The organism is Nocardia yamanashiensis, assembly GCF_021183565.1.
GTDB classification, from domain to species: Bacteria; Actinomycetota; Actinomycetes; order Mycobacteriales; family Mycobacteriaceae; genus Nocardia; species Nocardia yamanashiensis.
In genome coordinates, this window is the sequence record NZ_CP089226.1 from 3,131,335 (window position 1) to 3,145,234 (window position 13,900).

The 13,900-nt window shown below is 69.3% G+C and carries 10 protein-coding genes and 1 pseudogene; 5 read left to right on the plus strand and 6 right to left on the minus strand.

Going from position 1 to position 13,900, the window contains the following annotated elements; all coding sequences use genetic code 11:
* Window positions 1-52: 52 nt before the first annotated feature.
* Entirely contained in the window at window positions 53-922 is an 870-nt protein-coding gene (locus tag LTV02_RS15255) for an NAD-dependent protein deacetylase (RefSeq protein WP_233040618.1), read from the plus strand.
* A gap of 108 nt (window positions 923-1,030) precedes the next feature.
* Here the strand turns inward: LTV02_RS15255 and LTV02_RS15260 are convergent, their stop codons facing one another.
* Entirely contained in the window at window positions 1,031-2,212 is a 1,182-nt protein-coding gene (locus LTV02_RS15260) for an alanine--tRNA ligase-related protein (protein ID WP_233040619.1), read from the minus strand.
* 271 nt (window positions 2,213-2,483) lie between these two features.
* Between LTV02_RS15260 and LTV02_RS15265 the strand changes: the two genes are divergently transcribed.
* Window positions 2,484-3,101: a class I SAM-dependent methyltransferase gene (locus tag LTV02_RS15265; RefSeq protein WP_233040620.1), complete on the plus strand. Its 618-nt coding sequence runs from the start codon at window positions 2,484-2,486 to the stop codon at window positions 3,099-3,101.
* A gap of 120 nt (window positions 3,102-3,221) precedes the next feature.
* Window positions 3,222-4,409, plus strand: coding sequence for a PucR family transcriptional regulator (locus LTV02_RS15270; protein WP_233040621.1), 1,188 nt, complete (start codon window positions 3,222-3,224; stop codon window positions 4,407-4,409).
* Between the two features lie 57 nt (window positions 4,410-4,466).
* Here the strand turns inward: LTV02_RS15270 and LTV02_RS15275 are convergent, their stop codons facing one another.
* Both LTV02_RS15275 and LTV02_RS15280 read right to left on the minus strand, forming a co-directional pair.
* Window positions 4,467-5,729: a lipase family protein gene (locus LTV02_RS15275; protein ID WP_233040622.1), complete on the minus strand. Its 1,263-nt coding sequence runs from the start codon at window positions 5,727-5,729 to the stop codon at window positions 4,467-4,469.
* A 119-nt stretch (window positions 5,730-5,848) separates the two neighbouring features.
* Window positions 5,849-6,433: a TetR/AcrR family transcriptional regulator gene (locus tag LTV02_RS15280; RefSeq protein WP_233040623.1), complete on the minus strand. Its 585-nt coding sequence runs from the start codon at window positions 6,431-6,433 to the stop codon at window positions 5,849-5,851.
* 87 nt (window positions 6,434-6,520) lie between these two features.
* On the opposite strand from LTV02_RS15280, the pseudogene LTV02_RS15285 reads away from it, so the two are divergent.
* Window positions 6,521-7,289: pseudogene (locus LTV02_RS15285) on the plus strand (SDR family NAD(P)-dependent oxidoreductase).
* 28 nt (window positions 7,290-7,317) lie between these two features.
* On the opposite strand, the gene LTV02_RS15290 reads toward LTV02_RS15285, so the two are convergent.
* Window positions 7,318-8,205 (minus strand): LLM class flavin-dependent oxidoreductase, encoded by an 888-nt coding sequence (locus LTV02_RS15290; protein WP_233040624.1) that lies wholly within the window; start codon window positions 8,203-8,205, stop codon window positions 7,318-7,320.
* A 7-nt stretch (window positions 8,206-8,212) separates the two neighbouring features.
* Complete coding sequence (locus LTV02_RS15295; RefSeq protein WP_233040625.1) at window positions 8,213-9,205, minus strand: fatty acid desaturase family protein; 993 nt, start codon at window positions 9,203-9,205, stop codon at window positions 8,213-8,215.
* Window positions 9,206-9,586: 381 nt separating this feature from the next.
* Between LTV02_RS15295 and LTV02_RS15300 the strand changes: the two genes are divergently transcribed.
* Window positions 9,587-9,811 (plus strand): hypothetical protein, encoded by a 225-nt coding sequence (locus tag LTV02_RS15300; RefSeq protein WP_233040626.1) that lies wholly within the window; start codon window positions 9,587-9,589, stop codon window positions 9,809-9,811.
* Between the two features lie 19 nt (window positions 9,812-9,830).
* On the opposite strand, the gene LTV02_RS15305 is transcribed toward LTV02_RS15300, so the two are convergent.
* Window positions 9,831-13,817 carry a BTAD domain-containing putative transcriptional regulator gene (locus tag LTV02_RS15305; protein ID WP_233040627.1) on the minus strand — a complete coding sequence of 1,329 codons (3,987 nt, stop codon included), beginning with the start codon at window positions 13,815-13,817 and terminating at the stop codon, window positions 9,831-9,833.
* Between the last annotated feature and the right edge of the window lie 83 nt (window positions 13,818-13,900).

Sequence of the window (13,900 nt, forward strand, 5' to 3'; positions counted from 1 at the left end):
GTGACACGGTGTGACGGGCCACACAGTGGGCCCGGTTTCGTACCCTGTTGTCATGCCGGTCGCCGTTCTCTCCTCCGATCTTCACCGCGCGCGGGAGTTGCTCGCGGGCCGTCGTATCGCGGTGCTCACCGGGGCGGGCATTTCCACCGACAGCGGTATTCCGGATTACCGCAGCCCGGGGACGAAACCGCGCACGCCGATGACGTATCAGCAGTTCGCGGGGGATCCGGTGTTCCGGCAACGGTATTGGGCGCGCAACCATGTGGGCTGGCGGTACATGGACGCGGCCCGGCCGAACCTCGGGCATCGAGCGCTGGCGAGGCTGGAGCGGGCGGGCGGGCTCACGGGTTTGATCACCCAGAACGTGGATTTGCTGCACACCAAGGCGGGACATCGCGCGGTCATCGATCTGCACGGCGTCTACCTCCGCATTCGCTGCCTGTCCTGTCATGATCTGACCTCGCGAATGGCGTTGGCCGACCGGCTCGAGGCCGCGAATCCGGGCTTCGCCGCAGCCCACCCCATCGACGGCCTCGAAGTCGCGCCGGACGCCGACGCGGTGGTCGCCGACACCTCGGCCTTCCGCATGGTCGATTGCCTCCGGTGCGGCGGACTGCTCAAACCGGACATCGTCTACTTCGGCGAGCCCGTGCCGAAGCCGCGCGTCGAAGCGGCGTACGCGATGGTCGACGCCGCCGACGCGCTGCTGGTGGCCGGTTCCTCACTGACGGTCATGTCGGGCCTGCGCTTCGCCCGCCACGCCGCCAAAACCGGCCGCCCCGTGGTGATAATCAATCGCGGCCCCACCCGGGCCGATGAATTGGCGGCGCTCACCATCGACGCCGGGTGCGCCCCGACTCTCGACGCCCTCGCCGACGCCCTCACCCCCATTACCGCTGCGGCGCCCGAATATTCCAAGTAGTCCCCCGGCCCCGCTCCAACCGCGAGTCCGGTAATCATCTTCGAGCCCCGCATCTGGGACGCCTTCAACGCCTCGGTGCGAAACGGGTTGTTCGATCGGCCCTGATCGCTACGCGCCCGCCTCGGTGCCGAGGTACACGACGAGATCGCGGGGCAGGCCGTGGGTGTCGTGGAGATACCGATAGTCGTTGTCGCTCAACGGTCCCCGGAAGCGCGGGCGGGTGAGGACCTGCCGTCCGCGGCGCAGTAGCTGCTCGAATCTGCGTTCCTCGTCGAGCAGCACCGTGCGTATCTCCTGCGGGTCGCGCGGTTGCCGGAAGTGCTCGAGGGTGTGTTCGATCAGTTCCGGCGGCAGATCGGACAACGATCGGGTCGGATCGTCGCGCCACAGGGTGGTCAGCGCCCGGCGGATCAATCGGCGCAGGACATAGCCGCGGCCGGTATTGGAAGGCGTTGTGCCATCGCCGATTACGACGATGCCGGATCGCAGGTGATCGGTCAGCACGCGCCCGGAGTGCTCGTCCAGCTGCCCCCACAGTCGCGGCAGTGTCGTCATCCACGGCCGGAAGACGTCGATTCCGAACACGGACTGCTCGTTCTGCAATATCCGCACCAGGCGTTCCAGCCCCAGGCCGGTATCGATGCCCGGCCGCTCGAGCGGTTGCAGACTGCCGTCCGCATGCCGGACGTACCGCATCATGACGTGATTCCACACCTCCACCCATCGGTCATCGGTGGTCGGCGTGCCGCGCGGCGTCCCCTCCCCGGTCCACACGAAGATCTCCGAATCCGGGCCGCAGAGCCCGACCGGTCCGTTGTCCCACCAGTTCTCGCCCACGGTCGGCTCGACCGGCACCCCGAGCTCGCCCCAGGTCTCCCAGGACTCGACATCGGGCCCGACGTGTTCGTCCCCACCGAACACGGTGACGTGCATCCTGCCGACCTCGATGCCGAACCCGTCCCGCAACAGCTCGAATCCCCATCGCAAACTCTGTGATCCGCCATAGTCTCCGAGCGACCAGGACCCGAGCATCTCGAATACGGTCAGATGCGTGTCATCGCCCACCTCGTCCAGGTCGGTGGTGCGCAGGCAGCGCTGCACATTGGTCAGCCGCCGCCCCAGCGGATGCGGCTGCCCTCTCAGGTAGGGCGTCAGCGGGTGCATTCCGGAGGTGGTGAACAGCACCGGATCGCCCGGGGGCGGTATCAGCGTCTCCCCCGGCACCGGCTGGTGCCCGCGTTCGCGGAAGAACTCCACGAACGTACTCACGGTCTGATCTGTGGTGATCATGTCGACTCCATCGATTGAATCGACCGAAGACGACCGCGAATGCCAAGTCCCGCAAGCGAACCCGCACCGGCGCACCGTCTCCGGTCGCCGGCAAGGAAGCAGAGGTCAAGCGGCAGCGACCGGCGAGCACAGAGCTCGCGCGGCCGCGGCGGCAATACGGGAAGAGACCTCCATACCCCGACCGTAGCAATCACGCCCCACCGCCCACGACCGAATTTCCCGCCCCTGGCAGAGTGAACCGGGCCCGCCCCACCGCAAGGAGGAACCGACCATGACCGGACGCACCCCCAGCCAGTGGGAAGAACTCACCGCCGCCGACCCCGCGCACTCCACCTGGTACGTGGAACGTTTCCGCACCCTGGCCGCCGAAGGCACCGATATCGTCGGCGAGGCCCGCCTGATCGACGCCATGCTCCCGCGCGGCAGCCGCATCCTCGACGCCGGCTGCGGCCCGGGCCGGATCGGCGGCTACCTGCACCGCGCCGGGCACACCGTGATCGGCGTCGATGTCGATCCGGTCCTCATCGCCGCAGCCGAACACGACTATCCCGGCCCCACCTGGCTCGTCGGCGACCTGGCCGAACTCGATCTGCCCGCTCGCGGACTCCCCGCCGGCTTCGACGTCATCGTCTGCGCCGGAAACGTCATGACCTTCCTGGCCCCCACCACCCGAATCCCGGTCCTACAGGCCTTCACCCGCCACCTCTCCCCCACCGGCCGCCTGGTCACCGGTTTCGGCGCCGACCGCGGCTACGACTTCCCCCGATTCCTCGCCGACGCCGAATCCACCGGCCTCACAATCGATCTGAAGCTCTCCACCTGGGACCTGCGCCCCTTCACCCCCGGCTCCGACTACCTGGTCACCGTCTTCTCCCACCCCGCCCCCTGAACGCGCCCTCGACCTTTCTGCGTTCGGAGCACCTCTCGCACCATTGGCAAACGCTGCACACTGCCGGTCTGAACATTGTGCGCGCGCATAAACAAGCAGTTCATGGCCTACACTTCGGCGATGGACGCCACATTTCCGGCTACAAATACAGACGTCCGGCGAATAATCGGCGAACTCATCGACTCGGTCGATGCGCTCGCCGAGACCCTCACCGATCGCGTCGTGGCCGTGGAGTTGCCCTATCTCGCCGACACTCCCGAGAGCCGCCGGTATCTCTACGACTCGAGTCGCGCCAATCTGATCGCGATCCTCCAGCATCTCGACGGCAGCCGCCCATTGCGCCTCGAATCCGCCCGCGCCACCGGCAGTTCCCGTGCCGAGCAGGGCATTCCGCTGGCGACCGTACTGCGCTGCTATCGATTCGCGGTCCAGGTGATCTGGGAGGAGCTGGCCGCCCGCTCGGTGCCGCGCGCCGAACTGGTCGCCTTCACCACCGAGAGCTGGGCGGTCGTGGATCTGATGTCGGATGCCATCGCCACCGCCTACCGCGACACCGAACACCGGCTGGTGCACGCCGACGCCGAGGCTCACGCCCGCCTGGCCCGCGATCTGTTCGACGCGCGCGCCGAGAGCCCGGGGCGCACCCTGGAAACCTTTCGCGCACTGCGCCTTCCGGAGCGGGGCAGCTTCGCCGTCCTGGTCGCCGAGACCGCGGACCCGACCTCCGATCCGGCGGACGAGGCCGCACGACTGCTCCGCCGGCTCGGCCTCACCTCGGCGTGGGACCTGCGCGACGGGAGCCATCTGGGGCTGATCTGCGCACCGCCGCAAGCGGATCTGGATGCCGCTCTGGCCGGCGCGGCACAGCTGTTCGCCCGTCGCGTCGGCGTCAGCCGCACCTTCGCCGCGCCGACCGCCTTGCCCGACGCCCTGACCGAGGCCCGCCTCGCGTTGCGGTGCAGTCCGCCGGGCGAACCCGCCCTGACACGCTTCGGGTCCGCCCCCATCCCACTACTGCTGGTGCATCTGCCCGATGCCGCCGGGCGCGCCGCCGCCCAGATCTTCGGGCCACTGCTGGAACTGCCCGATGCGGCCCGCGCGGAACTGCTTGCCACCCTGCACATGTGGTTCGACTGCGACGGATCCACGACCAAGACCGCGAGCCGGATGCACTGCCATCGCAATACGATTCTCTACCGCCTGCACAAGATCCGGGACCTCACCGGGCGCGATTGCGACAACCCCGCACAGGCAGCCGAACTCTACGTGGCGATGGAGGCGAACCGACTGCTCGGCTCTAGTAGCTGAAATAGCCTTTGAGCAGCGCTTTTATGCCACCGCCCAAGAACGCCGGGGCGCTCGGGATCAGCAGGTGCTGGGGGCGGGCCGGTCGGCGAGGCGGTCATCGAGCCAAGGGAGGGCGTTCTCGAGTTGGAAGGCTACGGAATCGAGGCCGTGGCCGAGGATCGTGCCCGGCAGTAGCGTCGGGATGTGGTCGAGGGTGAGTAGCTGCACGGGAGTTCCCTGAGCGCACCATCGTTCGGCCAGTGCCCGGACACCGGAGGCGGGAACGATGTCGTCGGCGGGCCCGGTGAGCAGCAGGACCGGTGCGGTGGGCCGGCGGTTGCCGAGGCGTTGGTCGTCGAGGGCGCGCAAGGTGCGGGGGTCGGATGCGATGACGTCGGGGAACAGGGGGCGACCGTCGGCGGTCCAGCTCGATGTGTGCTGGAACGCGTAGCGCAGCACTGTTTCCCCGGCGCATTGGCCGGCAGTGTCGGCCAGTACCGCTCTGCCGTGACCGTTGAGGGCGGCGTCGAGGACGGGGATCGTATCGGGGTAGACGGTGCGCATCGAATTGAGCAGGTAGCCGAACGCGCCGGACAAAGCGGTGCCATCGGCATAGGACCCGAATTCCATGAGATCGCCCGGCACTGCACCGACGTAGCTGGCACGGAGGTCGAGTTCGGGTGCGTAGGTGCCGACACGTTCGGCCGCCGCTCCGGCGGCATGCCCGCCTTGCGAGAAGCCCCAGAACAGGACCGGTCCGGCGGCGGGAATGCCGGTGCCGGGCAGGCGCTGGGCCGCACGGGCGGCGTCGATGACCGCATGGGCTTCGGCTTCGGCGTTGAGGAAGGTATGGGTGCCCGGTGTTCCCAGACCCTGATAGTCGGTGACCACGACCGCGGCGCCGCGGGCGAGGAGTTCGCCGACGGCGGTGATCTCGTATTCAGCCATCAGATCCAGCGGCGGGGTGTAGTGCACCAGTTGCCCGAACAAGCGCGAGGGCGCGCATTGATCGCCCTGCCCCTGGGTGCCGGCCGAGAAACTGACCAGCGGACGTTCCCCGGGGCCCGACCATGCCGCGACAGGATCGAACACGATCCCGCTCACCGCGACCGCCGCGCCGGCCGGGTCGATGCTGCGGTAGAGGACACGGGTGGCGCGCGCGGGGAACGGAACCGCCACTTCGGCGGGCTCGGCGCGGATCACATCGCCCGGATTTCCGGTCGGGAGCGGGCTTGGCGGGTTGTAGAAATCGGTGGCGGCGACGGGTTCCGCGTGCGCGGGCGCGAGGGTGGTCAGGGCGGCACAGCACAGCGCGAGGATCGAGAGCGAGCGAGTGAGCATGCGCGGAGCCTACAGTTCAGATTCCGGTAGTTTCTGGAAACTGGCAGTTTTTCGATGGAATCCGCGGTGTCGGCGCAACCCTGCGGCGGTTGGACTTCGCGGCGGAATCGCGGATCCGGTTACGGAGTCTTTCGGTCGCCGAGCAGAGCGACCAAGCCGATGAGGCTGTCCGCGGGGATGCTGGGGTCGATCGCGCGGAACACTCCGAGCCCGACGCCGAGCGCGAGCAGCGCGGTCGCGGTTTCGCGGGCGGGCAGCGGGGATTCGGGGCCGCCGAGTTCGCTTGCGGCGGCGGCGATGGTGTTCAGCAGGGTGTCCAGGCGGGCGGCGAGCTCGGCGCGCTGCGTGGGGTCGCGGCGGGCATGAACAGCGAATTCGGCTTCCAGCGTGGTCCAGCCGGGGTCACCGACAATAGTTTCGGCCCACTCGCGGAACCGGGCGGTCCGAGCGGGGCCGTCGCCGGCACCGAGTGCCGCGATGGCTTCGCCGAGGCGTTCGGCTCGCACGTCGTCGAGGACCGCGACGCAGAGTTCGTCCTTGTTGCGGAAATTCGAATACACCGCACCTTTGGAGTAGCCCGCAGCTTCGGCGACTTTTTCCAGCGAGGTCGGGTGATAGCCGTCTTCGAAGAACAGCCGCCGGGCGGTGATCAGCAGTTGCGCCCGGGTCTGCGCGTGGCTTTCCGTCCGGCTGAGTCGAGACATGCGCTCAGGCTATCGCATTGACATACCCATAGATCTCAAATACCGACAGATTTCGAATACCGACGGCATCCAACGAGGAGGTTGGCCATGGTCAAGAGGTATCCGGAGCTCACGCTGGAAGGCGCAGTCGTGGCGATCACCGGCGGGTCGCGCGGGATCGGCCGGGCCACCGCCGATCTGTTCGCCGCGCGCGGGGCCACGGTGATTCTGGGAGATCTCGACGGCGCGCCCGAGGCAGCGGCCGAGATCGGCGGCGCCGCCCGCGGCTTCGCCCTCGACGTCACCGATCCGGCGTCGTTCACTGCCTTCGTGGCCGCGGCGCTGGAAACCGCGGGCCGCATCGACGTGCTGGTGAACAATGCGGGCGTGATGCCGCTGGGTGACTTCCTGGCCGAGGACGAGAGCATCGGCCGTACCACCATGGATGTGAACGCGTGGGGTCCCATCCACGGCATGCGAGCGGTGTTGCCGCACATGATCTCTCGGGGCAGCGGACACATCGTCAATGTGGCCTCGATGGCCGGCAAGCTCCCGATTCCCGGTATGGCGATCTACAACGCCAGCAAGTTCGCGGCGGTCGGCGTGAGCGCGGCGGTGCGGGAGGAGTACGCCCACACCGGGGTGAGTGCGCACGCGGCGCGCGGAAACCACCGTTCCCGGCTACCTCGCCGCCATGGGCGTGGTCCAAGGTGTAGTGCCGGAGCCGCTCATGCGTGCGGCGCGCTCGCTGGCGGGCGGTCGGCGGGCACTCACCTCGGTGAACCACGAGGTGCGCGGGGACTACGAGCGCGCTATCGAGCAGCAGGCCCGGACCCGTCGGGACGACACGGCGGCATCCACGACGCCGATTTCGTGATCACCGCGACCAGTGTCCCGGCACCAGCTCAGGCGCAGAGGGATCGGGTGGCGGGGACCACCTCGTTGATCCAGCGGCGGAGCTGGGTTTCGTCCTGTGATTCGGGCCAGTAGACGAAGGATTCGAAACCGGTTTCCAGGGCCAGGCCGGCGAGGACGCGGGCCCAGCCGGCGGCGTCGGTGCGGATGGGTTCCTCGCCGCGCAGGGTGACATTGCCGGGGGTGTCGGTGATGGTGCCGACCAGCTGCGCCATCCGGGTGATGTCGGTGGGTTTACGGCCCGCGTCGATGGCGGCGGCGGAGATGATGTCCTGCGTCGCTTGCCATTTCTCGTACGGCAGGTAGTGCGGGATCGGGGCGGCCCAGCCGTCGGCGATGCGACCGGTGAGGGCATTGGCCTTGGGGCCCACGCTGCCGAACCAGATGCCGACGGGATGCGCGGGCGCGGGGCCGGACTGCACGCCGTGCACGGTGTAGTGGGTGCCGTGGACCTTGGCTTTGGTGCCGGGCAGCCACATGGCGCGAATGATGGCGGTGGCTTCCTCGAGGGCTTGCAGCGCTTCGGGATTCGAGCGCACCGGCCCGCCCATGGCCCCGATGGCGGGCCAGAACGCGCCCGCGCCGAGCGCTAGTTCGAAGCGGCCGCCACTGAGCAGGTCGAGGGTGGCGGCCTGCTTGCCGAGCATGGCGGGGCCGCGCAGCGGGAGGCTGGCGACATCCGGGAAGACCCGCAGGCGTTCGGTTTCCGCGAGCACGGTGGCGATCACCGCGAAGGTATCGGCCAGGCCGCCGGAGTACGGGTGATCCTGGATGCCGAGCAGGTCCAGGCCCTCCCGGTCGGCGACCTTGGCCATGGCGCGCAGCTGCGGCAGCTCGGATGCCGTCGGCGCCAACTGAATACCGAATTGTAGGTTCACATTGTGATCATGCCAGCCGGGTCGTGCGTCCCACCGCGTCGAGGTGCGTGAGGGCTTGCACGTACGAGTCCAGCAGCGTGGTTTCGGCGTACGGGACGCCGATTTCCGCGCAATAGCGCTGGACGATGGGCTGGGCGTCGCGCAGCGCCGGGCGGGGCATCGAGGGGAAGAGGTGGTGTTCGATCTGATAGTTGAGGCCGCCCAGGGCGGTGTCGATCAGGAAGCTGCCGCGCACATTTCGTGAAGTGAGCACCTGGCGGCGCAGGAAGTCGGTGTTGTCGCCCTCCGACAGCACGGTCATGCCCTTGTGATTGGGCGCGAAGGTGCAGCCCATGTAGAAGCCGAACAGGCCCTGCTGGACCGCGATGAACACCAGCGCCTTGACCGGCGAGAGCACCAGGAAGACCGCCGCCAGATAGCCGATGGCGTGCGCGGCCAGGAACGCCCCCTCGCGCGCCCGATGCGGGATCGGCCAGGTCAGCACCGCGCGCACACTGGAGTAGTGCAGGCTGCCCGCTTCCAGCAGCAGCATGGGGAAGAACAACCAGGCCTGGTACCGGAAGACGAACCGCCGCCAGCCTTTTCCGGTCAGGGCGCGCTCACCCGAATGCGCCAGAATGCCCGACACGTCCGGATCCGCGCCCTCGGTGTTCGGGTGCGCGTGATGCCGGTTGTGATTGCTGGTCCACCACCCGATGCTCACGCCGGTCGCGAGATTCCCGACCAGCAACCCGTACAGGTGATTGGCCGGCCGCGTAGCGAAGATCTGCCGATGCCCCGCATCGTGCCCGAGAAAGGCCAGCTGCGCGAACACCCCCGCCAGCAGCACCGCGGGCGCCAGCGCCCACCACGAATCCCCGATCACCCATAATCCGGCCCAGCCGGCCCCGAAAAGCGCTGCCGTGACAGCGGTTTTCCATCCGTAATACCGCAACCTCCGGTCGAGCAGTCCGGCCTGTCGCACCCGCCGCATCAGGGTCGCGTAGTCACTGCCCCGCATCGGCACGGCCGTGGCCGTCCCCGCCGCGGGCAGCGGCTTCGTCCTGACCGTCGACTGCCGTGGCGCCGTCTCAATTACCAAGGGGTCTGCACATCCTGCGCTAGAGGGTTGGGGGTCGCCGTCACCATAGTGTCCCCGCGCCCCGACCGGCAGGTGAACGGCCGCCGGGCGATGGCCGTCGAATCGCAACCAGCGGGATGAACAGCCGTCGAATCATAACGAGGCGTTCCAGGTTCATGCCGAATCGGTCTTTCTTTCCGAGACGACCGGCGACTGGCATTCGGTTGTGACCGAACAAGGTCCGAAGATCGCACCCACGCGGTCGACATTCACCGTGGCTACTCGACCGCAGGCACCGGGCAGGTCGACACCACTTCGGCATTGGTGTGGCATTTCGATGCCGACGGCAAAGTCGACCGGGTGGTGAACCTGTCGGCCGATCAGCATCAGATGGACAACTGCATCTGGCAGAACTACACCCTCGCTCCCCTGCCGGATCGGCTGAGCGACAAGGTCGGCGGCTGGGGTTCGCCGGCGGTGCCGCCCGCTCGCCGGGCACGTGGGTGTGGTGTTTCAGGCTCGCGAACCGGCGGCGATTCTCGATGAGCTGGTCTGACGCGCCCGGCTACTCCGACAGGCGGGCGAGCAGGTCAGCGACCGGGCCCAAGCTCACCAGGCCGGTGCCCGCGCCCGCGAGTTCGCCTGCGGCGGATTGCAATCGGTCGCGGGTACGGCGGATCACCTCGCTGTCGTCGAGTGTGAGCGCGGCATGCGCGATCAGTGCGAGCCGGAGTTCCAGGAGCAGGTCGGGAGGGGGTTCCGGGAGGGCGCGCAGTGCTGCCGACGCCTCGGCTTCGCGCTGCTCCTCGAGGAGGAGCAGTGGGCGAACCCAGGGTTCGTGTGGGCCCCAATCGGTTTCGGCGTCGAACGCGAGGGGGCGGCCCTGGCGGAGGCGGATGCAGAGGAGGGCGAGGGGAAGCAGGCCCCGCTCCAGGCCCGGCATGGCGCCGGGGAGAGCGGCGGCGGCCGAGCGGTAGGCGGCTTCGGTGTGCGCCTGGTCTTGCGGGTTCGGCGAAAAAGATTGGCGCAGGGCGCGATACCAGCGGGTGAACACGGCGACCAGCGGGAGGTCGTAGCGGTCGGCCAGGGCGTCGGCAGCGATGGCGTGGCGGTCGGCGGCTTCGAAATTCGCGGTGGCGCTGTAAGACTGGATCGCGATGAGGTGGCCGGTCACCTCGAAGGTGACGAGTTGGTGTGCCTGGGACAGGGCGATGATCTCCGCACCTATTTCGCCCCGCTCGCGGGCTAGTCCGGGCCGGTAGCAGGTGTGGATGTAGCGGGCGTTCAAGGCGAAGGCCAGCAGGGCCGGATCGTCCGAGGCCCGCGCGAGGGACTCGGCCTCCGCGGCGGCGCTCCGGCCCCTGCCGGTGTCCGTGGCGCGCAGTTCTAGGGCGATGGTGGCGAGCAGCCGGGTGCGGAGTTCGATTTCCGTGTCCGGGAGCGCGTTCAGGGTGCGTTCGGCCGCGGCCGCGATGGCGGCGGCCAGTTCGGGGTCGTCCGATTCGGTCCAGACGGTCGGAATATCGAAGGCGGCGATCACCCGGGCGGTCAGGTGCGGGTCACCTGATCGCTCAGCGGCGGTGATGCTCTCGGCACGGTGTGCCCGCGCCTCCGGCAGACGTCCGATGACCGCGAGAGCCCGCATCAGACCTATGACCGCCTCCAGCCGTTCGATAGCGGTCCGTTCGGACGGCGCGGGCGAGCGCCCCTTCACCGCAGCCGCTTCGGACGTGTCGTGCGCATGCGCGGCCGAGTATTCTTCAGCCACAGCTTCTTCGGACGAGCGGTGCGCATGCGCATCCGAGCATCCTTTAGCCGCAGAGGCTTCGGACGAACGGCCCGCATCCACGGCCGAGTTTCCCTTAGTCGCAGACGCTTCGGATGCGTGGTGCGCGTGCGTGGCCGAGTGTGCTCTAGCCGCAGGCGCTTCCTGCGCGCGGTGCGCAGGCACCGCGGTGGCCGGCTGATCGGGTCCCATGGGCGGTCCGGCTGCGAGGCCGGGCCTGCCGGGCGTCGGGTGCGGGTCCGCGGCGCTGGCGGGTAGCAAGCGATCGTAGGCGGTCAGAGTGGCGGCCCAGAAGCGGGCGGATTCGTGGGGGGCGAATTCTCTCTCGGCGTCCAGGGCTGCGAGCCGGGCGTAGGCGGCTGCGCGCGGAGCGGTGGCGCGGGTGGCGGCGCGGCCGAAATGGTGGGCGAGGGTTGCGGGTTCGGCGTGGCCGGAGTTCTCGAGCAGGTCACCGATGGTGGCGTGCCAGGCGGCGCGGCGGGCGGCGGGGATGTCGTGGTAGACGACTTCGCGCACCAGGGCGTGCGTGAATGCGGTTCCGGTGGGCCCGGATTCGTCGAGGAAGCCCGCGCGGGTGGCGGCGTCGAGGGCATCGAGGACCGGCTCCAGTTCCCCGGCGAGCGCCACCAGCAGATCGGGGTCGATCTCCAGGCCTGTCACGGCGGCCTGGCGCAGCACGGTTCGCTCGCGCTCCGCCAGCCGAGTCAGCCGGTGCCGCACCACATCCCGCACTCCTGCCGGTATCTCCGCCAACGCGGATTCGCCTTCGTCGCGTAGCAGCCGGGCCAATTCGCTCGCATAGAACGGATTTCCCGCACTGCGCTGCCGGATCTGCCGGACCACTCGCGAACCGGCGCCGTCGCCCGCGATCCCTCGCACCAATTCCGCGATATCCGGCTCAGCGAGCCCACCGAGCTGCACCCGAACCGGATTCACCCGGGCGATACGCGCCAGCGCCGCCGTCAATTCGGGCCGCATGTCGGTCATCCGATACGCGGCCAGCAGCAGCACCGGCCCCGCCTCCCCGGCGGTCGCCAGCGCGGTCAGCAGTTCGAGCGTCTCCGCTCCGGCCCAATGAATGTCGTCGAACACGAGCAGCAACGGCCCCTCCGCCGCCGCACCCCGCAGGTATTCGATCGCCGCCCGCTGCGCCAGAAACCGGGCGACCGCCGCATCCTCGGCATCGCCGTCCGCCACCGCCTCCGGCACCCCGCGTCCCGCCGCCGCCAACCCGGCGACCATCCGCCGCCACGGCCAATTGGGCGGCGCCCCACCATCCTCCGGACTCCCGCCCCAAGCCACCACCCACCCTCGCCCGGCCAACTCAGCGGCCAGCACCTCGGCCACAGCGGTTTTCCCAGCGCCCTCCACCCCGGAAACCAACGCCGTACCCACCATCGCGCGCTCGGCACACTCCGCCGCCACCCGCCGCAGCCGCTCCAACTCCCCCGCCCGTCCCACGAACCCGGCACCGTGCCGAGCTTCCGGCGGTGCCGCGATATCGGCTACCCGGTCGGCGACTTCGCTCGGACTGTCCGATTCGGCATTTCGAGCGGCAGGAGACAGCTCCTCGGCGGCAGACTCACCGGCCGCCGAAACCAGCTTGCCCGCAATCGGACTCCGGCTCGGTCCTCCGGACCGCAACCCCGGCCTACCCGACCAAGTGGACGCCCCGCCCGCGCGAGACGACCGGGCAGGCCCCGCGGCCGCGGGATCACGCGGATCCGAATCAGGGTCGAGGCCCAGCTCACCCCCACTCGAGCCACGCGAGTCGTCCGGAGGCCGAGCAGGTCCCGCGACCGCCCGAACACTCGGATCCGAGCCAGGGTCGAGGCCCGGCTCGCCCCGAACCGGGTCACGCTGCTCGATAGGCGGTCGTGCAGAAGTCGATGACGCTGAGCCGGGCGAGAGCGAGCCCGGCGAGGTTCGCTCCGCCAGCAGAGACGGAGCGTGGGCGAGCACCGCGGTTTCGAGGTCTCGCAGGGCGGGGCCGGGGTCGATGCCCAGTTCGTCGCGCAGGTGCTCGCGGACGGTGCGCAGGGCGGCCAGGGCGTCGGCTTGGCGGCCGGTGCGGTAGAGGGCCAAAGCGTAGGTGTGCCAGGGGTTCTCACGGAGGGGATGGTCTCGGAGGTGGGTTTCGAGGGCTGCGGCGGCTTCGGCGGGGCGGTCGGCGGTGAGGAGGGCTCGGGCGCGTAGTTCTATTGCGGCGGAGTGGAGTTCGTCCAGCCGGGTGATTTCGGCTTGCACCCAGGGCTCGTCCGCGAATTCGGCGTAGGCGGGACCGTGCCAGAGCGCCAGCGCAGCATCCAGATCGGCGAGGGCGGGTTCGATTCCGCTTGCGGCAGTACCGATCTCGATTGCGCCGGACCCGGCAGGCAAGGTGCCCGGCGCACCCGCATCGCGCTCGCCGAGGCGACTGCGCGCGGCACGCACCAGTTCCTCGAAACGATCGGCGTCGAGCTGCCCGGGCTGGAGCCGCAGCGCGTAGCCGGGAGCCGCCGTGACGAGGACGCGGGCGGGGCTGCGGGGCGGCCGGTCGGGTTCGAGGGCGCGGCGGAGGTCGGCGATGAAGGTGTGCAGCGTGCCGACGGGGTTGCGGGGCGGGTCGTCCCAGAGGTCGTCGATGAGGCGAGCGACGGGCACGACGCCACCATGGGCGATGAGCAGCCGAGCCAGGACCGCGTGATGGCGGGGACCTTTGAGGGCGATCGGGCCGTGGTCGGTGGCGGCCCACAGCGGGCCGAGGACGCCGATGCGCAGGCTCACCTCGTCACCAGTCCGCTCACGGGTATCGATGCTAGCGCTGAGTCGATGCTGATCGGTTGCTCAGTGGGTGGGCGCAGGCTCGT